Source organism: Kosakonia sp. N21, from assembly GCF_050587465.1.
GTDB lineage: Bacteria > Pseudomonadota > Gammaproteobacteria > Enterobacterales > Enterobacteriaceae.
This window is the reverse complement of sequence record NZ_JBOBHR010000009.1, coordinates 163,446-183,532: the sequence shown is the minus strand read 5'-3', so window position 1 is coordinate 183,532 and position 20,087 is coordinate 163,446. Positions and strand designations below refer to the sequence as shown.

Below are 20,087 nucleotides of genomic sequence, written 5' to 3'. Positions count from 1 at the left end.
GCTCAGCGCACGAATAGCATTGGCAAGCTCTTTACGTGAGGACATTTTGACTCCAGATCGGACGATTAAGGGCCGTGCCCGTAACGACTTGACGACAGCGCGTTTTGGGCTACGCCGGAAAAAAGTGCCAACAATGTAACCCAAGCGGCTGGTCATGTATATGGAGCATCCTTTTACCTGTTCAGAAATCTCCGGAAGCTGCTCGCATGTTGCGCAATCTCCTCGCTCGCCTTTCCTGCTCTTCTTTATACTTACGCAGACCACCGGTTCGCATGACCCCGGTGCATAATCAGAAATGACTCACCATTGCGGAAGATGACACATGAAAATTCGCCCAGCATTACTTGCCCTGGGAATGACAACCCTGCTTGCCGGTTGCCAGAATATGGACTCCGGCGGTTTTCTCAGCTCGGGGGCGGAAGCCTTCCAGGCTTACACCCTGAGTGATGCTCAGGTTAAAGCACTGAGCGACGATGCCTGTAAACAGATGGACGGTAAAGCCAGCATTGCGCCGGCCAGCAGCCCATATAGCCAGCGCCTGAGCAAAATAGCCGCCGCCCTCGGCGACAATATCAACGGCCAGCCGGTGAACTATAAGGTTTACGTGGCGAAGGATGTGAACGCCTTTGCAATGGCCAATGGCTGCATCCGTGTCTACAGCGCGCTAATGGACATGATGACCGACAACGAAGTCGAAGCGGTGATTGGCCACGAAATGGGCCACGTTGCGCTGGGGCATGTGAAGAAAGGTATGCAGGTTGCGCTGGGAACCAATGCGTTACGTGCAGCAGCGGCGTCCGCGGGCGGCATTGTCGGCAGTTTGTCACAATCGCAGCTTGGCGCACTGGGCGAACAACTGGTGAATTCACAGTTCTCCCAGCGCCAGGAATCCGAAGCGGATGACTACTCTTACGATTTGTTGCGCAAACGCGGTATCAATCCGTCAGGGCTGGCAACCAGTTTTGAAAAACTGGCGAAAATGGAAGAGGGTCGGCAGAGTTCAATGTTTGACGATCACCCGGCCTCCGCCGAGCGCGCGCAGCATATTCGCGACCGTATGGCGGCAGATGGTATTAAATAACGCAACAGGGAGGCACGAGTGCCTCCCTGTTTTTACGTCGTGCGTTGACAGCCAGCAGTCACCGGAAAACCTTATTCGTCTTCCAGATAAGTGTAGCCATACAGTCCGGCTTCAAACTCTTCGAGGAACTGCTGCTGCAGCGCATCTTCGAGGCCGGTTTGTTTAACCTGATCGCGGAACTGCGTCAGCAGGGTGTTCGGATCGAGCTGCACATACTGCAACATATCCGCGACGGTGTCGCCTTCATCGGAAAGCTCTACTTCCACGCTGCCATCCGGGAAAACGAACACATCAACCGCTTCGGTATCACCGAACAGATTATGCATGTTCCCGAGGATCTCCTGGTACGCGCCAACCATAAAGAAGCCCAGCATCGGCGGGTTATCCGGATCGTATTCCGGCATCGGCATGGTGGTGGCGATCCCATCGCCATCCACATAGTGATCGATAGCGCCGTCGGAGTCGCAGGTAATATCCAGCAGTACCGCACGACGTTCCGGCGCGTGGTTCAGCCCTTCCAGCGGCAATACCGGGAACAGTTGATCGATCCCCCAGGCATCCGGCATCGACTGGAACAGCGAGAAGTTGACGTACATTTTGTCCGCCATACGCTCCTGTAACTCATCGATAATCGGACGATGGGCACGGTTGCTCGGATCCAGCTGTTTCTGCACTTCATGGCACATATTCAGATAGAGCTGCTCAGCCCAGGCGCGCTCTTGCAGGCTATAAGCGCCAGAAGAGTAACCGACATGGATATCGTGCAAGTCCATCTGGCTGTCGTGCAGCCATTCGCGCAGCGAACGACGCGTGCCTGGCTCATGCATCTCCTGCCAGGTTTCCCACATGCTTTGCAAGGCACGCGGTGCGTCATCAGCAGGCGCTGTCGCCTGCGTGTATTCGTTGCGCTCCACGCCGATAATATTGGACACCAGCACTGTGTGGTGCGCAGTCACGGCGCGACCGGATTCCGTGATCACCGTCGGATGCGGCAAGCCATGCTCTTCACACGCATCGCCAATCGCCCAAATGATGTTATTGGCATATTCGTTCAGGCCGTAGTTCACCGAACAGTCCGACTGCGAACGCGTACCTTCATAGTCCACGCCTAAACCGCCGCCAACGTCGAAGCACTGGATATTCACGCCCAGTTTATGCAGTTCAACGTAGAAACGCGCGGATTCACGCACGCCGGTCGCGATATCGCGGATGTTCGCCATCTGCGAACCGAGGTGGAAGTGCAGCAGTTGAATGCTGTCCAGACGTCCGCGCTCGCGCAGAATTTCCACCAGTTGCAGAACCTGGGTGGCTGCCAGACCAAATTTGGATTTCTCGCCGCCGGAAGATTGCCATTTACCGGAACCTTGCGACGCCAGACGCGCACGCACGCCAAGACGCGGCACCACGTTCAAACGCTCTGCTTCTTCCAGTACGATGGCGATTTCGGTCATTTTCTCAATCACCAGATAGACCTTGTGGCCCATCTTCTCGCCAATCAGCGCCAGGCGAATGTATTCGCGGTCTTTATAGCCGTTACACACGATCACCGAGCGGGTCATCCCCGCATGCGCCAGCACCGCCATCAGCTCCGCTTTGGAACCGGCTTCCAGCCCTAGCGGTTCGCCGGAATGGATCAGCGACTCAATCACGCGACGGTGCTGATTCACCTTGATCGGATAGACGAGGAAATAGTCGCCGTTGTAGCCGTAGGATTCACGCGCACGTTTAAAAGCGGCGTTAATCGAGCGCAGGCGGTGTTGCAGGATCTGCGGGAAACAGAACAGCGCAGGCAGGCGCTGCCCTTGCGCTTCGCGCGCTTTTACCAGTTGCGCCAGGTCAACGCGGGCTTCCGGTACGTCCGGGTCCGGGCAAACGCTGATATGCCCCAGCTCATTGACGTCGTAGTAATTATTACCCCACCACGCAATGTTATAAGTACGTAGCATCTTGCTGGCTTCCTGGGAGCTCATCGCCACCTCCTGCATGGAACGTAATACACCGTGTTCGCCTGCTGACGAAGGCGAAACCGAAGACATGTCGTCAGACATAGCGAACCTCAACGTAAGAAAGTGTATACCCTGTTGCTTTCACCGCGCCCGAGGGCTGCCAGGTAAAATGCAACGGATACAAAACAGTTGACTACTATCGCAGTGACACATAGCGATAACAACCCATAAACAGCCTGAATGCTCAGCATGTCATGCTGAAGCGCCGGCTGTGCGACCGGTTTCTTGTTCATATCATTGTAAAACACGTTCCGAACTTAAGTATGACAGTCCGGCGAAACCACGAGAAAACTCCTGATTTATCAGGAGAGCCCTTGTTCAGTTATCGCAACGCCTTACCGGCTCTGGAGTCCTGAGAAGCGCCGAAATGGGTATAACATCGGCTGGTTTGCAGATTAGAAATGCAGGTAGTGGGGAATAAACATGCGTCAGAACGACGCAACAGTTTCTGCGGAAAACAACGGTTCATTATCTCGTATCACCTCCACGCAAGCCTTTTACAACCCGCGACAAGCCCAAGCCATTAAATTCACTGCTTAACCCGGCTGGAAGTGGCGACACAGCGTTTTTGCCGTGCGCTTTTTGTAAGTGAGCCGCGCGCGGCGTTTTATACCGACAACGGGGTGAAAATGCAAAATAAAAAAGCTGTGTTTGACGCATTGCCAGGAAAATTTTCCGTCACTATTTGTGACAGGAAGTGGCGAACATCAAAAAGCGCTGGCAATAGGGTCAAGAAGTAACCTAGAATAGCCATCCAGATGTTAATCCGTCTATATTGATTAACACTTAGACTTTTGCGTCATAACCTGCAGTCCCCGCGGCGCCACCGCGAAGGCATATCCAGACGCAGAATTCGAGCTAACCGTATTACTCCAGGGTGAAAACAACATATGGCAAAACACCTTTTTACGTCCGAGTCCGTCTCCGAAGGGCATCCTGACAAAATCGCTGACCAAATTTCCGACGCCGTGCTGGATGCGATCCTCGAGCAGGATCCGAAAGCGCGCGTTGCGTGTGAAACTTACGTCAAAACCGGCATGGTGCTGGTGGGTGGCGAGATTACCACCAGCGCATGGGTTGATATCGAAGAGATCACTCGTAATACCGTCCGTGAAATTGGCTATGTGCATTCCGACATGGGCTTTGACGCCAACTCTTGCGCCGTACTGAGCGCGATTGGTAAACAATCTCCGGATATCAACCAGGGCGTTGACCGTGCCGATCCGCTGGAACAAGGCGCAGGCGACCAGGGACTGATGTTTGGTTACGCGACCAATGAAACCGACGTGCTGATGCCTGCACCAATCACCTATGCGCACCGTCTGGTTGAGCGTCAGGCTGAAGTGCGTAAAAACGGCACCCTGCCGTGGCTGCGCCCGGACGCGAAAAGCCAGGTCACTTTCCAGTATGAAGACGGCAAAATTGCCGGCATCGATGCGGTCGTGCTGTCCACACAGCATGCAGAGAATATCGACCAGAAATCCCTGCAAGAAGCGGTGATGGAAGAGATCATCAAGCCGATCCTGCCGTCTGAGTGGCTGAATGAATCCACCAAATTCTTTATCAACCCGACTGGCCGTTTCGTTATCGGTGGCCCAATGGGCGACTGTGGCCTGACCGGGCGTAAAATTATCGTTGATACCTACGGCGGCATGGCGCGTCACGGTGGCGGCGCATTCTCCGGTAAGGATCCGTCTAAAGTTGACCGTTCCGCCGCTTATGCTGCACGTTACGTGGCGAAAAACATCGTTGCTGCGGGCCTGGCTGACCGCTGTGAGATCCAGGTCTCCTACGCTATCGGCGTGGCGGAACCGACGTCCATCATGGTGGAAACCTTCGGTACCGAGAAAATCGCCAGCGAGCAGTTGATCCTGCTGGTGCGCGAATTCTTCGATCTGCGTCCGTACGGTCTGATCCAGATGCTGGATCTGCTGCACCCGATCTACAAACAAACCGCCGCATACGGTCACTTTGGTCGCGAAACGTTCCCGTGGGAAAAAACCGACAAAGCGGATGCGCTGCGTGAAGCTGCTGGTCTGAAATAATCCTCTGGCAATTTCGGTTTTAAGGCCAGCCTCGTGCTGGCCTTTTTTATATTCTCCGCCCTTCATCCCAACACGTTTTTTCTCAACGCCGATACCCACTTAGCTCATCGCCCCTCCGAATGAAAGCGATTACATCACACTGTTTCGGTAAAAAATCAGAATTCTCTCTTTGAAAAGCAGAAAACTGATGATTGTTACATAATGCTTCGGTTTAGTCTGAAATCTCGTCAACCACCTCACATTCACTCTTCAGTAATTCTATAATATTTATGACTTTTATTTACATTGCATCCATGCTCGTAATGTAACCGATTACACTCGTGTGATAGTAATCACATATTTTTGCGTATTCCTGACCTACCTTTGACACCGATAAAACCAATGACATCAATGGAGGGCATAATGCCTGACACGAAAAAACAGGGGCGTTCAAACAAGGCAATGACCTTCTTTGTCTGTTTCCTCGCAGCACTGGCGGGATTGCTTTTTGGCCTGGATATTGGCGTGATCGCGGGCGCACTGCCCTTTATCACAGATGATTTTCAAATTAGCTCACATACCCAGGAGTGGGTGGTCAGTTCGATGATGTTCGGCGCCGCCGTGGGCGCTGTCGGCAGCGGATGGCTCTCGTGGCGTCTCGGCCGTAAAAAAAGCCTGATGATCGGCGCCGTACTTTTTGTGATCGGCTCGCTGTGTTCCGCCGCTGCGCCGAACGTTGACGTGCTGATTATCTCCCGCGTACTGCTGGGCCTTGCCGTGGGCGTCGCCTCCTACACCGCACCGCTCTATCTGTCGGAAATTGCCCCGGAAAAAATCCGCGGCAGCATGATCTCCATGTATCAGTTGATGATCACCATCGGTATCCTCGGTGCTTATCTTTCCGATACGGCGTTCAGCTACAGCGGTGAATGGCGCTGGATGCTGGGAGTGATCATTATTCCGGCTATCCTGCTGTTGATTGGCGTTTTCTTCCTGCCAGACAGCCCGCGTTGGTTTGCCGCAAAACGCCGTTTCCACGATGCGGAACGCGTGCTGTTGCGCCTGCGCGACACCAGCGCTGAAGCAAAAAACGAACTCGAAGAGATCCGCGAAAGCCTGCAGGTCAAACAGACCGGCTGGTCGCTGTTCAAAGAGAACAGCAACTTCCGCCGCGCCGTGTTTCTTGGTGTCTTGCTACAGGTGATGCAGCAGTTCACCGGGATGAACGTCATCATGTATTACGCGCCAAAAATCTTCGAACTGGCGGGCTACACCAATACCACCGAGCAGATGTGGGGCACGGTGATTGTTGGTCTGACCAACGTACTGGCGACGTTTATTGCGATCGGCCTTGTGGATCGTTGGGGACGTAAACCGACGCTGGTGCTGGGCTTCCTGGTGATGGCGGCCGGTATGGGCATTCTGGGCACCATGCTGCATCTGGGCATTCACTCGCCGTCGGCGCAGTACTTCGCGGTTGCGATGCTGTTGATGTTCATCATTGGCTTCGCCATGAGCGCCGGTCCGTTGATTTGGGTACTGTGTTCCGAAATCCAGCCGCTGAAAGGCCGCGATTTTGGTATCACCTGCTCAACAGCAACCAACTGGATTGCCAATATGATTGTCGGCGCGACGTTCCTGACCATGCTCAATTCGCTGGGCAATGCCAACACCTTCTGGGTATATGGCGCGCTGAATGTGCTGTTTATCGTCCTGACACTGTGGCTGGTACCGGAAACCAAACACGTTTCTCTGGAGCATATCGAACGCAATCTGATGCGCGGTCGCCCGCTGCGCGAAATTGGTTCCCACAACTAACCCTGAAGGCTTCCTCCCCGGAGGAAGCCTTCCCCCCTTGCACTCCCGCTTCGCCCATCCTATGCTCTGCAACTATGAAAACACCCCGCCTTCCCATCGCCACGCAACAAGCCGTCATGCGCAGCCTGCGAGAAAAACTCGCCCAGGCAAACCAAAAACTGGGGCGCAATTACCCGGAGCCTAAACTCATTTATCAACAGCGCGGTACGGCCGCGGGTACTGCCTGGCTGGCGGATTACGAAATCCGGCTAAATCCGGTGTTATTACTGGAAAACGAACAGGCATTTATTGACGAGGTGGTTCCTCACGAACTGGCGCATCTGCTGGTGTGGAAACACTTTGGCCGTGTCGCACCTCATGGCAAAGAGTGGAAATGGATGATGGAAGGCGTACTGGGTGTTCCCGCCAGACGCACCCATCAGTTCGAGCTGGAATCCGTACGGCGCAATACTTTTCCCTACCGCTGCAAATGCCAGCAGCACCAGTTAACCGTGCGCAGACATAACCGGGTGGTACGCGGCGAAGCCGTTTACCGTTGCGTTCGCTGCGGCGAACCGCTGATTGCCGACGCGAGTAACTGAATCTATTAAGAAGTTTTCTGCTCTTACTGATTGCATCAGGCAACGCCTTCCGTTACGTTGCGGACTCGTTTTGACAGGGAGTTCGCCATGTTTCGTCTTTTCTCACTTTTATTGACTCTTATTGCCGTTCCTGCGCTGGCCGCAGACGGGATCAACAGTTTTGCCCAGGCCAAAGCGGCAGGCGTCAAAGTGAACGCCGATGCGCCGGGAGACTTCTACTGCGGGTGTAAAATTAACTGGCAGGGGAAAAAAGGCGTGGTCGATCTCGCCTCCTGCGGCTATCAGGTGCGGAAGAACGAAAACCGCGCCAGCCGTATCGAGTGGGAGCATGTCATGCCGGCCTGGCAGTTCGGCCACCAGCGCCAGTGCTGGCAGGACGGCGGACGGCAGAACTGCGCGAAAGATCCGGTGTACCGCAAAATCGAAAGCGATATGCATAACCTGCAACCCGCGGTAGGCGAGGTGAACGGCGATCGCGGCAACTTTATGTACAGCCAGTGGAACGGTGGTGAGGGTCAGTACGGCCAGTGCGCCATGAAAATCGATTTTAAAGCCAAACTCGCCGAACCGCCGGTACGCGCCCGCGGCGCGATTGCCCGCACCTATTTCTATATGCGCGACCAGTATCAAATTACGCTTTCACGCCAGCAAACGCAGTTGTTTACCGCCTGGGATAAACAGTACCCGGTGACCGACTGGGAGTGCGAACGCGATGCGCGCATCGCCAGCGTACAGGGCAACCATAATCCGTACGTGCAGCGCGCTTGCATGGCGCGAAAGAGCTAACCTACACTAGCGGCAATTATTTATTTGCAGGCGCGCCCTCCCCCTTCTATGGCGGAGGGAATAGACCGCGCCGCCCCACACATGGAATTTCATACTATGCGCACTCCCCGCATTCATCATCCGGAACGCATCCAGCCTGGCGGCGAAATCGCACTCAGTGAGGACGCGGCAAACCATGTCGGCCGCGTGCTGCGTATGGGACCGGGCCAGGCGATTCAGTTGTTTGATGGTTCGAACCAGGTCTTCGAGGCGGAAATCGTCCATGCGGATAAAAAAAGCGTGCGGGTGAATGTGCTTCGCGCCGATGTGGACGACCGGGAATCGCCGGTGCATATCCACCTCGGGCAGGTAATGTCCCGCGGCGAAAAAATGGAATTCACCATCCAGAAATCCATTGAGCTTGGGGTAAGCCTCATTACGCCACTTTTTTCTGAACGCTGCGGCGTTAAACTGGATGCCGAACGCCTGAGCAAGAAGCTGCAGCAGTGGCAGAAGATTGCGATTGCCGCCTGCGAGCAATGCGGGCGTAACCGCGTTCCGGAAATTCGCCCGGCGATGGATCTGGAGGCCTGGTGCGCCGAAGAGGATACCGGCCTGAAGCTGAACCTGCATCCGCGCGCCAGCCAAAGTATCAATACCCTGCCGTTGCCGGTGGAACGTGTGCGGCTGCTGATTGGTCCGGAGGGCGGGTTAACTGCCGATGAGATTGCCATGACCGCACGCTATCAGTTCACGGATATTTTGTTAGGGCCACGCGTACTACGCACAGAGACCACGGCGCTTACCGCCATCACCGCGCTTCAGGTACGCTTTGGCGACCTGGGTTGAGAGGAGAAGCAAAATGATTAAGCTCGGCATCGTGATGGATCCCATCGCGGACATTAACATCAAAAAAGACACCAGCTTCGCCATGCTGCTGGAAGCACAGCGCCGCGGCTATGAGCTGCACTATATGGAAATGGCCGATCTCTACTTGATCAATGGCGAAGCCCTCGCGCGCACCCGTAAGCTATCCGTCGAGCAAAACTACGACAAATGGTACGAATTCGGCAGCGAGCAGGATATTCCGCTCGCCGATCTGGATACCATTCTGATGCGCAAGGATCCGCCGTTCGATACCGAATACATTTACGCGACCTACATCCTTGAACGTGCTGAAGAGAAAGGCACGCTGATCGTCAACAAGCCGCAAAGCCTGCGCGATTGTAACGAAAAATTGTTCACCGCCTGGTTCGCGGAATTAACCCCGGAAACGCTGGTTACCCGCAACAAAGCGCAGTTGAAAGCGTTCTGGCAGAAGCATGGCGACATTATTCTCAAACCGCTGGATGGGATGGGCGGCACCTCGATTTTCCGCGTGAAAGAAGGTGATCCAAACCTGTCGGTGATTGCCGAAACCCTGACCGAACTGGGCAACCGTTACTGCATGGCGCAGAACTATTTGCCGGCCATTAAAGATGGCGACAAACGTGTGCTGGTTGTGGATGGCGAGCCGGTGCCTTACTGCCTGGCGCGCATCCCGCAAGGGGGGGAAACCCGCGGCAACCTGGCGGCGGGCGGTCGCGGCGAACCTCGCCCACTGAGCGAAAGCGACTGGGCGATTGCCCGTAAAGTCGCCCCGACGCTGAAAGCGAAAGGGCTGATTTTTGTTGGTCTGGATATTATCGGCGATCGTCTGACTGAAATTAACGTCACCAGCCCGACCTGCGTACGTGAAATTGAAGCTGAATTCCCGATCTCGATCACCGGCATGCTGATGGACGCCATCGAGAAACGTCTGGGTAAATAAGCCTCAACGCCCAGGATACGGGAAGGAACCCGTATCCTGCCAGGTTTGGCTAGTGACAGCATTCTGCTTTCACCGCATACTAGACTGTCGCTTTTTTGAACCAGGAAACAGAACCTCTGACAATGAATTTACAGCATCACTTTCTTATTGCCATGCCTGCTCTTCAGGATCCCCTCTTCCGGCGCTCCGTGGTTTATATTTGCGAGTACAACGACGAAGGCGCGATGGGGCTTGTCATCAACAAGCCGTTGGAAAACCTGAAAGTAGATGGCGTGCTGGAAAAACTCAAAATCCAGCCAGAGTCTCGCGATCCGTCGATCCGTCTGGATAAACCGGTGCTGCTCGGCGGCCCGTTGGCGGAAGATCGTGGTTTTATACTGCACACGCCGCCCGCCAGTTTCTCCTCCAGCATCCGCGTCTCTGACAACACCGTCGTGACCACCTCGCGCGATGTCCTCGAAACGCTGGGTACTGCGGAACAGCCGAGCGAAGTGCTGGTCGCGTTGGGCTATGCCTCCTGGGAAAAAGGGCAACTGGAGCAGGAGATCCTCGATAATGCGTGGCTGACCGCCCCGGCGGATCTTAACATCCTGTTTAAAACGCCTATCGCCGATCGCTGGCGTGAAGCGGCAAAACTTATCGGCATTGATATCTCCACCATGCCGGGTGTTGCGGGGCACGCCTGATGAGCGGAACGCTGTTAGCCTTTGATTTTGGCACTAAAAGCATTGGCGTAGCCATTGGGCAGCGCATTACAGGCACCGCCAGGGCGCTGACCGCACTGAAAGCGCAGGATGGCACGCCGAACTGGAGCGCCATCGAAAAGCTGTTAAAAGAGTGGCAACCGGAAGCCGTGATCGTCGGTTTACCGCTGAATATGGACGGCACAGAACAGCCGCTGACGGCCAGGGCGCGTAACTTTGCCAATAAGATACATGGCCGTTTCGGCGTGCAGATCAAGCTGCATGATGAACGGCTCAGCACCGTCGAAGCCCGCTCCGGGTTGTTTGAGCGCGGGGGATTCCGCGCCCTCAATAAAGGCAGTGTGGATTCGGCTTCCGCCGTCATCATCCTCGAAAGCTGGTTCGAACAGAACCTCTGATCCCGTCAGGGGCGGACTCCGCCGTCGATAACGTCTTTACCCCCCTCATCAAGCCGCGCATCATCCGCGGCTTTCTGCCGATCGTGCTCACAAATTCAGCCTGTGCTTTTTGCATTTCTCGCAGCGTTTCTATAAAAGAAACATATCAAGCTATGTGAGTGGCGTCAGGGCTTTTCCGTCAAACGATTTACCAGCGTGTGAAGTTCCTGCAGGCGCGTTTCCACCACCGTTTCGTTTACCTGCCACATTCCGGCGAACGCCAGTGCGGCAGAGTGAGCGCCGAGAGGCTGCGCCATAGAGATTTCGCCGTCGTCATGGTGCCAGACGACATGCCCCTGCTCGCGCTGCTGGGCAACGTGCGGGCCAAGCTGCCGCCATTGCTCATCGGTAAAGCGTTTTCGCAGATCGTCATCGCTTTCCGCCGCCAGCAGAGACATGCCAATCACGGATTGCCAGGCAGGGAGCATATGGAAACCGGCCAACGCCTGGCTAACCTGGCTGCCGGGTTCGGAGTGATAGATATAAATCACCTGGTCCTCCCACAGCACGGCCATTGCGACCACGATATCTTTCGGGGCGTAGCGTTCCAGCAAGGGGAGCGCATGGGAGAACAGTGCCGACCCGCGAATGGCCTGAGCGGCCAGTGCGTGAATACCGGGGCCGGGTAAATAGCGTCGTTGAGCATCCTGCATGGTCAGGCCGATAGAGGCCATGGTCATCAATAACCGGTTTACGCGGGTGGTGTTGATCCCCATCAGGCGCGCCAGCTCGCGACAGCCAATAGCACGGCCGCTGGACACCAGGTACTGCAGGCAGCGAATACCGTCAATCAGGCTTTGGTTCGGTTGTGAAGACATAGCAGGGTTCGCTTCTCAGGTTGCTCAAAGAGTCGATTTTACCGTCAGTAAAGAAGGATACAAGGTTATGAAAATCTTTCCCCAATCCGCCGCCAGAAGCTTTCCGACACAATACCTGCATGCCGACCTGCTGGTCGCAGGCGGCGGGCTGGCAGGGCTGTGCGCAGCCCTCGCCGCCGCGCGTGACGGCTTGCAGGTTGTGCTGATCCAGGACCGGCCGGTGCTGGGCGGCAACGCCTCCAGCGAGGTGCGCCTGTGGGCCAATGGCGCGACGTCGCATATGGGGAATAATAACCGCTGGGCGCGTGAAGGCGGCATTATGGGCGAGATCATGGAGGAGAACCTCTGGCGTAATAAAGAGGGTAACCCGGTGATGTTCGATCTGGTACTGCTGGACCTGGCGAAAACTCAGCGGGGTCTCACGCTCTTGCTGAACACAGCCGTCTATGAGGTGGAAAAAGAGCAACAGCACATAACACAGGTCAGCGCCTTTAACCCGATTAATGAAACGTTTTATATCGTCAGTGCAGACCAGTTTTGCGATGCCACGGGCGATGGCGTGCTGGGTTTTCTCGCCGGGGCGGAATATCGGGAAGGCGCAGAAGAGGCGGAAGAGCTGAATGAAAAGATGGCGCCAGGCGATAACTTCGGTCATAAACTGGGGCACTCGATTTATTTCTATACCAAGCAAACTGCCGGCCCGGTCAATTTCATCCCCCCTTCTTTTGCGCTGAAAGACATTACCGACATCCCGCGTTACAAACGACTTACGTCGACCCTTAACGGCTGCGATCTGTGGTGGCTGGAATGGGGCGGGCGTCTCGATACCGTGCATGAAAGCGAAGAGATCAAATGGGAGCTGTGGAAAATCGTCTGGGGCGTCTGGGATCATATTAAAAATTCGGGCCAGTTTCCGGAGGCCGCGAACATGACCATTGAGTGGGTCGGTGCGATCCCCGGCAAACGGGAAAGCCGCCGCTTTGTGGGCGACCACCTGCTTTGCCAGCAGGACATTATTGAGCAACGCGATCACTATGACGCCGTCGCCTATGGCGGCTGGTCTATTGATTTGCACCCGGCAGATGGCGTTTACAGCACCCATGACGGCTGCCGCCAGTTCCACAGTAAAGGTACTTACACTATTCCCTTTCGTAGTCTCTATAGCCGCACACTGGATAATTTGCTGCTGACCGGGCGGTTGATTTCCGCCTCTCATGTGGCCTTCGGCAGCGCGCGCGTAATGTGCACCTGCGGTCTGCTGGGCGAAGCGGTGGGCCGCGCCGCCGCACTGTGCAAGACGCATAATCTTACCCCGCGCGAGCTGGCCAGGCCTGAGCATATCAGCGCGCTGCAGCAGCAGTTGCAGCGTAATGGCTGTTACATTCCGCGCCACTGGCTGAGCGACCCGGCGCAGGGTGCAACAGTCAGCGCCAGCAGTGAGTACCAACTCACGGAGCTCGCGCCGAATGGCCAGTGGCAACCGCTGGCGGAACGGATGGCGCTGTTGCTACCGGTGCAGGCAGGCGCACCATTGCCGGAGATTACGCTGCGCCTGCGTTCCGCTACCCAGCAGCAACTGGCGGTGTCGCTGCTGGGTAGCAAACGCGCCGGGAATTTCACACCGGACGACCAGTATGACGAGTGCGTACTGCATCTTTCCCCTGGCGAAGGTGAGTACACGCTAACGTTTAACTGGCAAAGCGATCGCGACCAGTACCTGTTCCTCGCGTTTGACGCCCGGGAAAGCGTGGAGATCGCGTTGACCGACACCCATCTGCCTGGAATGATGACGGTGTTTAACAGCCTGAATGCCCGCGTAGCGAAACATACTCGCCAGCTGGCAGACGGCGATTACGGCGTCGATGAGTTCGACTTCTGGTTACCGCGCCGCCACCCGCAACAGATCATGCCCGCCCTGCGAGTCAGCCAGCCGTTAGCACAGTGGGGGGCGCAAAATGTTCTGAATGGTCGCCTGCGCCCGGAACAGCAAATCAATGCCTGGAGCCCGGCAGCAGACGACAATGCGCCTGAAATCATCTGGCGCTGGCGTACGCCGCAGTCGCTGCAACAGCTAACGCTGGTGCAGGATAACGACTTCGACAACGCCATGGAGTCGGTACAAATGGGTCACCCCTATGCCGTGACGCCGCACTGCATTACGCACTACCGCTTGTGGGCAGATGATCGGTTGCTGGCCGAGGTTAAGACGAATCACCACTCCGTGTGCCAACACCGCCTGGCCGAACCGCTCACGGTGACAAGCATCCGGTTGGAGATCCTCGCCACGGCAGGTGCGCTCCCGGCGGTTTACTCCCTGAACGTGAGCTAAAGCCGCCCCGCCTGTTCGCGTTGCTGGCGGCTTTGCGCAAATGTCATCATCCCCGCCTGCTGCCCGGTTTGCATCACACCGGGCAGTTGATGCGTCTTGCCTTCGCGGATCAGGTTCGCCGATGCCGGGGTATTCACCAGCAGTTCAAACAGCGCTACCCGTCCTTCCTGTTTATCGGCTTCCAGTTTTTGCGCCAGCACCGCCAGTAAACTTCCGGCAAGCTGGCTGCGCACCGGGTCTTTTTCCTGCGCCGGGAAAGCATCCACCAGCCGCTCCACCGCCTGCGCCGCACCGCGCGTATGCAGCGTCGCCAGCACGAGATGCCCGGTCTCCGCCGCCGTCAACGCCAGCCGGATCGTCTCACTGTCGCGCAACTCACCAAGCAGGATCACATCCGGATCCTCACGCAATGCCGCACGCAGTCCACTGGCAAATGATGGGCAGTGCAGACCGACCTCCCGCTGCTGGATTAAGCAACGTTCGCTGGTGTGCACACACTCAATCGGATCTTCAAGCGTTACTATATGCCCGTCCAGATGCTGATTAAGGTGATTAACCATTGCAGCAAGCGTTGTCGATTTACCGCTGCCGGTAGCGCCGGTCACCAGAATCAAACCGTGTTCCTGCGCGAGCAACCCGGCAAGCGCCTGAGGCGCATCAAGTTCGCTGAGTTGCGGGCAGCGTTGCGGTAATAACCGCAGCGCCAGTGAGATACCGTCATGACGGGCAAACGCCCCGGCGCGCAAACGCAGACCGCTGGCGGTGGTGAGCGCAAAATCCACCTGCCCCTGCTCCCGCCACTGGCTTTGCAGCGTTTCGCTAAGATGCCTGTTAATGAGCGCGGCGATGTCCGGACAGGGAAAAGGCGCAGGCTCCAGCCGCCCTTGTTGCCGCCAGCGTGGAGAACGCCCACTGCACAGGTGTAGATCCGAGACATTATGCTTTACACTAAGCTCCACTATTTTTTCTATATCCATATAGCCACCCTGGAATCATGAACGATATCGCACATAACCTGGCACAGGTCCGGGACAAAATCTCCGCTGCGGCAACGAGTTGCGGCCGTGCTCCAGAGGACGTTGTTCTACTTGCCGTGAGCAAAACCAAACCTGCGAGCGCCGTCGCAGAGGCTATTGACGCCGGGCAACGCGCCTTTGGCGAAAACTATGTTCAGGAAGGGGTGGATAAAATCCGCCATTTTCAGGAAGCCGGCATTGAAGGTCTGCAATGGCACTTTATCGGTCCATTACAGTCCAACAAAAGTCGTCTGGTTGCCGAGCATTTTGACTGGTGCCATACCGTAGACAGGCTGCGTATCGCCAGTCGGTTAAGCGAGCAGCGCCCGGCAACGCTTGCACCGCTGAACGTGCTGATTCAAATCAACATCAGCGACGAGCAGAGCAAATCCGGCATCGCACTCAGCGAGTTGGATGCGCTGGCGGCGCAGGTCGTGGAATTACCGGGGATCCGCCTGCGCGGGTTGATGGCGATTCCCGCGCCGGAAGCAGAGTATCAGCGACAGTTTGCCGTCGCGCAGCAAATGGCGGTAGCATTTGAGGCGTTGAAAACCCGCTATCCAACGGTGGATACACTGTCGTTGGGCATGACAGACGATATGGCCGCCGCCATTGCGGCTGGCAGCACCATGGTGCGCATCGGAACGGCCATTTTTGGTGCGCGCGATTACACAAAAAATTAAGGAAAACTGAGGAACGCCATGAAGACGTTGACTTTCCTGCTCTCGACGGTCATTGAACTCTATACGATGGTTCTGCTGTTGCGCGTCTGGATGCAGTGGGCACGCTGCGATTTTTACAACCCGTTTTCGCAGTTCGTGGTGAAAGCCACGCAGCCGATTGTCGGGCCGCTGCGCCGCATTCTGCCGTCGCTTGGGCCGATTGACAGCGCATCGCTGTTGATAGCCTTTATTCTTAGCTTTATCAAAGCGATCGTGCTGTTTATGGTGGTGACTTTCCAGCCGATTATCTGGATCTCCGCCCTGCTGATTTTACTGAAGACAGTCGGCCAGATGGTTTTCTGGGTACTGCTGGTGATGGCGATTATGAGCTGGATCAGCCAGGGACGTAGCCCGGTGGAATACGCGTTAATGCAGTTGACCGAACCGTTGCTGCGCCCAATCCGTAACCTGCTGCCAGCAATGGGCGGGATCGATTTCTCGCCAATGGTGCTGGTGCTGCTACTGTATGTCATCAATATGGGGGTTGCCGAAGTGCTGCAATCCACTGGCAATATCCTGCTGCCGGGGCTGTGGATGGCGCTATGAGTGCCGTGCTCGTTTGCGAAGACGGGCTGGTTTTGCGGCTGTACATTCAGCCGAAAGCCAGCCGGGACAGTATCATCGGGTTGCATGGCGACGAACTGAAAGTCGCCATCACCGCCCCGCCAGTGGACGGCCAGGCCAATGCTCACCTGGTTAAGTATCTCGCAAAGCAGTTCCGCGTAGCCAAAAACCAGGTCGTGATTGAAAAAGGCGAACTGGGCCGCCACAAACACATTAAAATCACTCATCCGCAACAGATCCCGACAGAAGTCGCGGCGCTGATAAATTAGGATCCGCTATGCAGAAAGTTGTCCTCGCTACCGGTAATGCCGGTAAAGTGCGCGAGCTTGCCTCGCTGCTCAATGATTTCGGCCTTGATGTGGTGGCGCAAACCACGCTGGGCGTCGAATCAGCAGAAGAAACCGGGCTGACGTTTATTGAAAACGCGATCCTGAAAGCCCGCCACGCGGCGCAACTCACCGGCTTACCGGCGATTGCCGATGACTCCGGGTTGGCGGTTGACGCACTTGGCGGCGCGCCGGGCATCTATTCCGCGCGCTATTCCGGCGTTGACGCCAGCGATCAGCAGAACCTCGAAAAGCTGCTCGAAGCCCTGAAGGATGTCCCGGATGCTCAACGTCAGGCGCAATTCCACTGTGTACTGGTCTATATGCGCCATGCAGACGACCCGACCCCGCTGGTGTGCCACGGTGCCTGGCCGGGCGTCATTGCCCGTCAGCCGGCGGGTAACGGCGGCTTTGGCTACGATCCGGTGTTCTTTGTCCCTTCCGAGGGCAAAACCGCTGCGGAACTGACCCGCGAAGAAAAAAGCGCCATTTCCCACCGCGGGCAGGCGTTGAAACTGTTACTGGAAGCACTGCGTAATGGCTGATTTGCCGCCTCTGAGCCTTTATATTCACATTCCCTGGTGCGTGCAGAAATGCCCGTACTGCGATTTCAATTCCCATGCGCTAAAAGGGGAAGTCCCGCACGATGACTATGTGCAGCATCTGTTGCGCGATCTGGATGCCGATGTTCCCTGGGCGCAGGGACGTGAAATAAAGACCATTTTTATTGGCGGCGGTACGCCGAGCCTGTTGTCCGGCCCGGCAATGCAAACCCTGCTGGATGGCGTGCGCGCCAGGCTTCCGCTGGCTGCCGATGCGGAAATCACCATGGAAGCCAACCCTGGCACCGTCGAAGCGGATCGCTTTGTCGACTACCAGCGCGCCGGGGTCAACCGTATATCCATTGGTGTACAGAGCTTTAGCGAAACCAAACTCCAGCGCCTCGGGCGTATCCACGGGCCGGAAGAAGCCAAACGGGCGGCGCGCCTGGCCAGCGGGCTTGGGTTGCGCAGCTTTAACCTCGACTTAATGCACGGTTTACCGGATCAGTCGCTGGAAGAGGCGCTGGACGATCTGCGCCAGGCCATTGCACTTAACCCACCGCACCTCTCCTGGTATCAGCTCACCATCGAGCCCAATACGCTATTTGGCTCTCGCCCGCCGGTCCTGCCGGATGACGATGCACTGTGGGATATTTTTGAGCAAGGCCATCAGATCCTCACGGCTGCCGGGTATCAGCAATATGAAACCTCGGCCTATGCCAAGCCGGGTTATCAGTGCCAGCACAATCTTAATTACTGGCGTTTTGGCGACTATCTGGGCATTGGTTGCGGCGCGCATGGCAAAGTGACTTTCCCGGACGGGCGCATTCTGCGAACCGCGAAGACGCGCCACCCTCGCGGTTATATGCAGGGAAACTATCTGGATAAGCAGCACGACGTGGAAACAGAGGACAAACCGTTCGAGTTCTTTATGAACCGTTTTCGCCTGCTTGAGCCCGCACCACGCGCTGAGTTTTCTCGTTATACGGGCTTAAGCGAAAGCACTATCCGTCCCCAGTTGGATCGCGCGCTGGCGCTCAATTATCTGACCGAGTGCGATGATAACTGGCAGATAACCGAGCACGGTAAGTTGTTTTTAAACTCGCTCCTTGAGCTTTTCCTTGCTGAATAATCTCTCTGGAAAGCGGTTCGCAAAACGCTGATCACGTTCTGTTAGCGCAAGGAGAGCGCTGACAGAATGGCGGGATGGAAAAGATCACGCATGCCCGCGCCCTTCGCAAAGCATTAACGCCACATGAGCGCCAACTATGGCGGCAGTTACGTAGCCGCCGTTTTGCCTGTTATAAGTTCCGCCGCCAGCATCCGATTGGCCCATGGATCGTGGATTTCGCGTGTTGTGAGGCTCGTCTGGTCATTGAACTGGATGGTGGGCAACATGACGAACAACGTGGTTACGATAGCCGCAGAACACGCTGGCTGGAGGCTGAGGGCTGGCTGGTGCTGCGTTTCTGGAATAATGAGCTGGCGAGGAATGAGGAGGGGGTGTTGATGAGAATTTTGGAAGTATTACAGATGCTTTTACCCTCACCCCGGCCCTCTCCCTGAAAGGGAGAGGGGGAAAACCGCGCTAACTCCCCCCTCTCCCCGGGCAGAAAACCCGCTCCGGACAGTTCCCTCTCCCCTTAGGGAGAAAACCTACTCCGGACAGTCCCCTCTCCCCTTGGGGAGAAAACCCGCTCCGGACAGTTCCCTCTCCCCTTGGGGAGAAAACCCGCTTCGGACAGTTCCCTCTCCCCTCGGGGGAGAGGGTTAGGGTGAGGGGAAAGGTTACTTCAGACCCGCCGTTAACGCTTTGCGGCTCTCTTCCAGTGACACCACACGCTGGCACACATCTTTACCAAATTGCTGGAAATCCGCTTCCTGGTTATTCCACTCATTCTGGATTGCGGTCTGTAAACCACCAAGGCTACCCAGTACACCCTGTAACGGGTTACCGCCGCCTTTCAGCACCGCTTTGGCGCCCATCTCATTAATGCTGTCCTGCAAAATGCCGCCCATCGCCTGGTTCACCAGTTGCTGACCGTTGGCGCGCACCTCGTCAATCGCCTTATAGTGGAACGTGAGCCCGTCGTTACGGTGCTCAATAATGCGATTCATCTGCTCTTTCAGTTGCGCGTCCAGTTTGGTCAGACGGCTGCGCATGCTGCTGCTCTCGCCAACTTCTTTAACGATGATTTTATCCAGCGCCGTACGGCTTTTCTCCACGCGGCTGCGTGCACCTTCATCAATCCACGGCAGAGCATGACGCAGATCGGCCTGATAATCTTTCGCCTGTTCACGCTGAGCAGCGCTCAGCGCGGGCTGTTTACCGTTGAACATGACATTGCCATCCGGCGTAATAACCAGATTGCCGTTTTCCCCTTTTACCTGCACGGATTGCGGGCTGAGGATCACATCGTCACGTGGGGTCACGCTACATTGATAATCCGCCTGAGCGGCAAAAGCGGTAAAAGCGGTAAAGACCAGAGTTGCCGCCAGCAGCGTTTTGCGCATCATAAAAAAACTCCTGTAGAGACAAAACGG

The 20,087-nt window shown here is 56.1% G+C and carries 22 protein-coding genes; 16 read left to right on the top strand and 6 right to left on the bottom strand.

The window, feature by feature from the left end:
- Window positions 1–322 precede the first annotated feature (322 nt).
- On the top strand, window positions 323–1,081 hold the full coding sequence (loiP, locus tag ACQ3G7_RS20420) for a metalloprotease LoiP (protein ID WP_430891655.1): 759 nt from the start codon (window positions 323–325) through the stop codon (window positions 1,079–1,081).
- 71 nt (window positions 1,082–1,152) lie between these two features.
- Here loiP and speA read toward each other — a convergent pair whose 3' ends face one another.
- From speA to yqgG, 3 genes are all read right to left on the bottom strand, one after another.
- Entirely contained in the window at window positions 1,153–3,129 is a 1,977-nt protein-coding gene (gene speA / locus ACQ3G7_RS20415; RefSeq protein WP_263099380.1) for a biosynthetic arginine decarboxylase, read from the bottom strand.
- A gap of 8 nt (window positions 3,130–3,137) precedes the next feature.
- Window positions 3,138–3,320, bottom strand: a complete 183-nt coding sequence (gene yqgB / locus ACQ3G7_RS20410) for an acid stress response protein YqgB (RefSeq protein WP_430891653.1) — start codon at window positions 3,318–3,320, stop codon at window positions 3,138–3,140.
- A gap of 89 nt (window positions 3,321–3,409) precedes the next feature.
- Window positions 3,410–3,556 (bottom strand): small protein YqgG, encoded by a 147-nt coding sequence (gene yqgG / locus ACQ3G7_RS20405; RefSeq protein WP_430891651.1) that lies wholly within the window; start codon window positions 3,554–3,556, stop codon window positions 3,410–3,412.
- Between the two features lie 421 nt (window positions 3,557–3,977).
- On the opposite strand from yqgG, the gene metK reads away from it, so the two are divergent.
- The 8 genes from metK (at window position 3,978) to ruvX (ending at window position 11,187) form a co-directional block, all read left to right on the top strand.
- Window positions 3,978–5,132: a methionine adenosyltransferase gene (gene metK, locus ACQ3G7_RS20400; protein WP_263099378.1), complete on the top strand. Its 1,155-nt coding sequence runs from the start codon at window positions 3,978–3,980 to the stop codon at window positions 5,130–5,132.
- A 402-nt stretch (window positions 5,133–5,534) separates the two neighbouring features.
- Window positions 5,535–6,929 (top strand): sugar porter family MFS transporter, encoded by a 1,395-nt coding sequence (locus ACQ3G7_RS20395; RefSeq protein ID WP_430891649.1) that lies wholly within the window; start codon window positions 5,535–5,537, stop codon window positions 6,927–6,929.
- A gap of 74 nt (window positions 6,930–7,003) precedes the next feature.
- Window positions 7,004–7,510 carry a SprT family zinc-dependent metalloprotease gene (locus ACQ3G7_RS20390; protein WP_430891647.1) on the top strand — a complete coding sequence of 169 codons (507 nt, stop codon included), beginning with the start codon at window positions 7,004–7,006 and terminating at the stop codon, window positions 7,508–7,510.
- 87 nt (window positions 7,511–7,597) lie between these two features.
- The gene (gene endA / locus ACQ3G7_RS20385) at window positions 7,598–8,296 is read left to right on the top strand and encodes a deoxyribonuclease I (RefSeq protein WP_430891645.1); all 699 of its coding nucleotides are present in this window, start codon (window positions 7,598–7,600) and stop codon (window positions 8,294–8,296) included.
- A 96-nt stretch (window positions 8,297–8,392) separates the two neighbouring features.
- Entirely contained in the window at window positions 8,393–9,124 is a 732-nt protein-coding gene (rsmE, locus tag ACQ3G7_RS20380) for a 16S rRNA (uracil(1498)-N(3))-methyltransferase (RefSeq protein WP_263099374.1), read from the top strand.
- Window positions 9,125–9,137: 13 nt separating this feature from the next.
- Window positions 9,138–10,085, top strand: a complete 948-nt coding sequence (gshB, locus tag ACQ3G7_RS20375; protein WP_430891643.1) for a glutathione synthase — start codon at window positions 9,138–9,140, stop codon at window positions 10,083–10,085.
- Between the two features lie 122 nt (window positions 10,086–10,207).
- A complete protein-coding gene (locus tag ACQ3G7_RS20370) occupies window positions 10,208–10,771 on the top strand; it encodes a YqgE/AlgH family protein (RefSeq protein WP_263099373.1) in 564 nt (187 codons plus the stop codon).
- Window positions 10,771–11,187 carry a Holliday junction resolvase RuvX gene (gene ruvX, locus ACQ3G7_RS20365; protein WP_061493214.1) on the top strand — a complete coding sequence of 139 codons (417 nt, stop codon included), beginning with the start codon at window positions 10,771–10,773 and terminating at the stop codon, window positions 11,185–11,187. The genes ACQ3G7_RS20370 and ruvX overlap by 1 nt, the downstream gene beginning before the upstream one ends.
- Before the next feature lie 164 nt (window positions 11,188–11,351).
- Here the strand turns inward: ruvX and ACQ3G7_RS20360 are convergent, their stop codons facing one another.
- Window positions 11,352–12,044: an IclR family transcriptional regulator domain-containing protein gene (locus ACQ3G7_RS20360; RefSeq protein WP_430891640.1), complete on the bottom strand. Its 693-nt coding sequence runs from the start codon at window positions 12,042–12,044 to the stop codon at window positions 11,352–11,354.
- A 67-nt stretch (window positions 12,045–12,111) separates the two neighbouring features.
- Here ACQ3G7_RS20360 and ACQ3G7_RS20355 point away from each other — a divergent pair, with 67 nt between their 5' ends.
- Entirely contained in the window at window positions 12,112–14,373 is a 2,262-nt protein-coding gene (locus tag ACQ3G7_RS20355) for an FAD-dependent oxidoreductase (protein ID WP_430891638.1), read from the top strand.
- Here ACQ3G7_RS20355 and ACQ3G7_RS20350 read toward each other — a convergent pair.
- A complete protein-coding gene (locus ACQ3G7_RS20350; RefSeq protein ID WP_430891636.1) occupies window positions 14,370–15,350 on the bottom strand; it encodes a type IV pilus twitching motility protein PilT in 981 nt (326 codons plus the stop codon). The two genes, ACQ3G7_RS20355 and ACQ3G7_RS20350, sit on opposite strands and share 4 nt — an antisense overlap.
- 17 nt (window positions 15,351–15,367) lie before the next feature.
- Here ACQ3G7_RS20350 and ACQ3G7_RS20345 point away from each other — a divergent pair, with 17 nt between their 5' ends.
- From ACQ3G7_RS20345 to ACQ3G7_RS20320, 6 genes are all read left to right on the top strand, one after another.
- A complete protein-coding gene (locus ACQ3G7_RS20345) occupies window positions 15,368–16,072 on the top strand; it encodes a YggS family pyridoxal phosphate-dependent enzyme (RefSeq protein WP_430891634.1) in 705 nt (234 codons plus the stop codon).
- A gap of 18 nt (window positions 16,073–16,090) precedes the next feature.
- The gene (locus ACQ3G7_RS20340) at window positions 16,091–16,657 is read left to right on the top strand and encodes a YggT family protein (RefSeq protein WP_263099367.1); all 567 of its coding nucleotides are present in this window, start codon (window positions 16,091–16,093) and stop codon (window positions 16,655–16,657) included.
- Window positions 16,654–16,944 carry a DUF167 family protein YggU gene (yggU, locus tag ACQ3G7_RS20335; protein WP_263099366.1) on the top strand — a complete coding sequence of 97 codons (291 nt, stop codon included), beginning with the start codon at window positions 16,654–16,656 and terminating at the stop codon, window positions 16,942–16,944. Before ACQ3G7_RS20340 ends, yggU begins: the two co-directional genes overlap by 4 nt.
- Before the next feature lie 8 nt (window positions 16,945–16,952).
- A complete protein-coding gene (locus tag ACQ3G7_RS20330) occupies window positions 16,953–17,546 on the top strand; it encodes an XTP/dITP diphosphatase (protein WP_263099365.1) in 594 nt (197 codons plus the stop codon).
- On the top strand, window positions 17,539–18,675 hold the full coding sequence (gene hemW, locus ACQ3G7_RS20325) for a radical SAM family heme chaperone HemW (RefSeq protein ID WP_430891631.1): 1,137 nt from the start codon (window positions 17,539–17,541) through the stop codon (window positions 18,673–18,675). The genes ACQ3G7_RS20330 and hemW overlap by 8 nt, the downstream gene beginning before the upstream one ends.
- A 74-nt stretch (window positions 18,676–18,749) precedes the next feature.
- Window positions 18,750–19,109, top strand: a complete 360-nt coding sequence (locus ACQ3G7_RS20320; protein WP_430891629.1) for an endonuclease domain-containing protein — start codon at window positions 18,750–18,752, stop codon at window positions 19,107–19,109.
- A 222-nt stretch (window positions 19,110–19,331) separates the two neighbouring features.
- Here the strand turns inward: ACQ3G7_RS20320 and ACQ3G7_RS20315 are convergent, their stop codons facing one another.
- Window positions 19,332–20,060 carry a YggN family protein gene (locus ACQ3G7_RS20315; protein WP_430891627.1) on the bottom strand — a complete coding sequence of 243 codons (729 nt, stop codon included), beginning with the start codon at window positions 20,058–20,060 and terminating at the stop codon, window positions 19,332–19,334.
- Between the last annotated feature and the right edge of the window lie 27 nt (window positions 20,061–20,087).

Excerpts from the sequence above, each read along its gene's own strand:
- loiP (WP_430891655.1), top strand. The coding sequence starts at position 323 with ATGAAAATTCGCCCAGCATTACTTGCCCTGGGAATGACAACCCTGCTT.
- speA (WP_263099380.1), bottom strand. The coding sequence starts at position 3,129 with ATGTCTGACGACATGTCTTCGGTTTCGCCTTCGTCAGCAGGCGAACAC.
- yqgB (WP_430891653.1), bottom strand. The coding sequence starts at position 3,320 with ATGAACAAGAAACCGGTCGCACAGCCGGCGCTTCAGCATGACATGCTG.
- yggU (WP_263099366.1), top strand. The coding sequence starts at position 16,654 with ATGAGTGCCGTGCTCGTTTGCGAAGACGGGCTGGTTTTGCGGCTGTAC.
- ACQ3G7_RS20360 (WP_430891640.1), bottom strand. The coding sequence starts at position 12,044 with ATGTCTTCACAACCGAACCAAAGCCTGATTGACGGTATTCGCTGCCTG.
- ruvX (WP_061493214.1), top strand. The coding sequence starts at position 10,771 with ATGAGCGGAACGCTGTTAGCCTTTGATTTTGGCACTAAAAGCATTGGC.
- rsmE (WP_263099374.1), top strand. The coding sequence starts at position 8,393 with ATGCGCACTCCCCGCATTCATCATCCGGAACGCATCCAGCCTGGCGGC.
- endA (WP_430891645.1), top strand. The coding sequence starts at position 7,598 with ATGTTTCGTCTTTTCTCACTTTTATTGACTCTTATTGCCGTTCCTGCG.
- ACQ3G7_RS20390 (WP_430891647.1), top strand. The coding sequence starts at position 7,004 with ATGAAAACACCCCGCCTTCCCATCGCCACGCAACAAGCCGTCATGCGC.
- yqgG (WP_430891651.1), bottom strand. The coding sequence starts at position 3,556 with ATGAACCGTTGTTTTCCGCAGAAACTGTTGCGTCGTTCTGACGCATGT.
- hemW (WP_430891631.1), top strand. The coding sequence starts at position 17,539 with ATGGCTGATTTGCCGCCTCTGAGCCTTTATATTCACATTCCCTGGTGC.
- ACQ3G7_RS20330 (WP_263099365.1), top strand. The coding sequence starts at position 16,953 with ATGCAGAAAGTTGTCCTCGCTACCGGTAATGCCGGTAAAGTGCGCGAG.
- ACQ3G7_RS20320 (WP_430891629.1), top strand. The coding sequence starts at position 18,750 with ATGGAAAAGATCACGCATGCCCGCGCCCTTCGCAAAGCATTAACGCCA.
- ACQ3G7_RS20395 (WP_430891649.1), top strand. The coding sequence starts at position 5,535 with ATGCCTGACACGAAAAAACAGGGGCGTTCAAACAAGGCAATGACCTTC.
- ACQ3G7_RS20345 (WP_430891634.1), top strand. The coding sequence starts at position 15,368 with ATGAACGATATCGCACATAACCTGGCACAGGTCCGGGACAAAATCTCC.
- ACQ3G7_RS20315 (WP_430891627.1), bottom strand. The coding sequence starts at position 20,060 with ATGATGCGCAAAACGCTGCTGGCGGCAACTCTGGTCTTTACCGCTTTT.
- ACQ3G7_RS20340 (WP_263099367.1), top strand. The coding sequence starts at position 16,091 with ATGAAGACGTTGACTTTCCTGCTCTCGACGGTCATTGAACTCTATACG.
- gshB (WP_430891643.1), top strand. The coding sequence starts at position 9,138 with ATGATTAAGCTCGGCATCGTGATGGATCCCATCGCGGACATTAACATC.
- ACQ3G7_RS20370 (WP_263099373.1), top strand. The coding sequence starts at position 10,208 with ATGAATTTACAGCATCACTTTCTTATTGCCATGCCTGCTCTTCAGGAT.
- ACQ3G7_RS20355 (WP_430891638.1), top strand. The coding sequence starts at position 12,112 with ATGAAAATCTTTCCCCAATCCGCCGCCAGAAGCTTTCCGACACAATAC.
- metK (WP_263099378.1), top strand. The coding sequence starts at position 3,978 with ATGGCAAAACACCTTTTTACGTCCGAGTCCGTCTCCGAAGGGCATCCT.
- ACQ3G7_RS20350 (WP_430891636.1), bottom strand. The coding sequence starts at position 15,350 with ATGGATATAGAAAAAATAGTGGAGCTTAGTGTAAAGCATAATGTCTCG.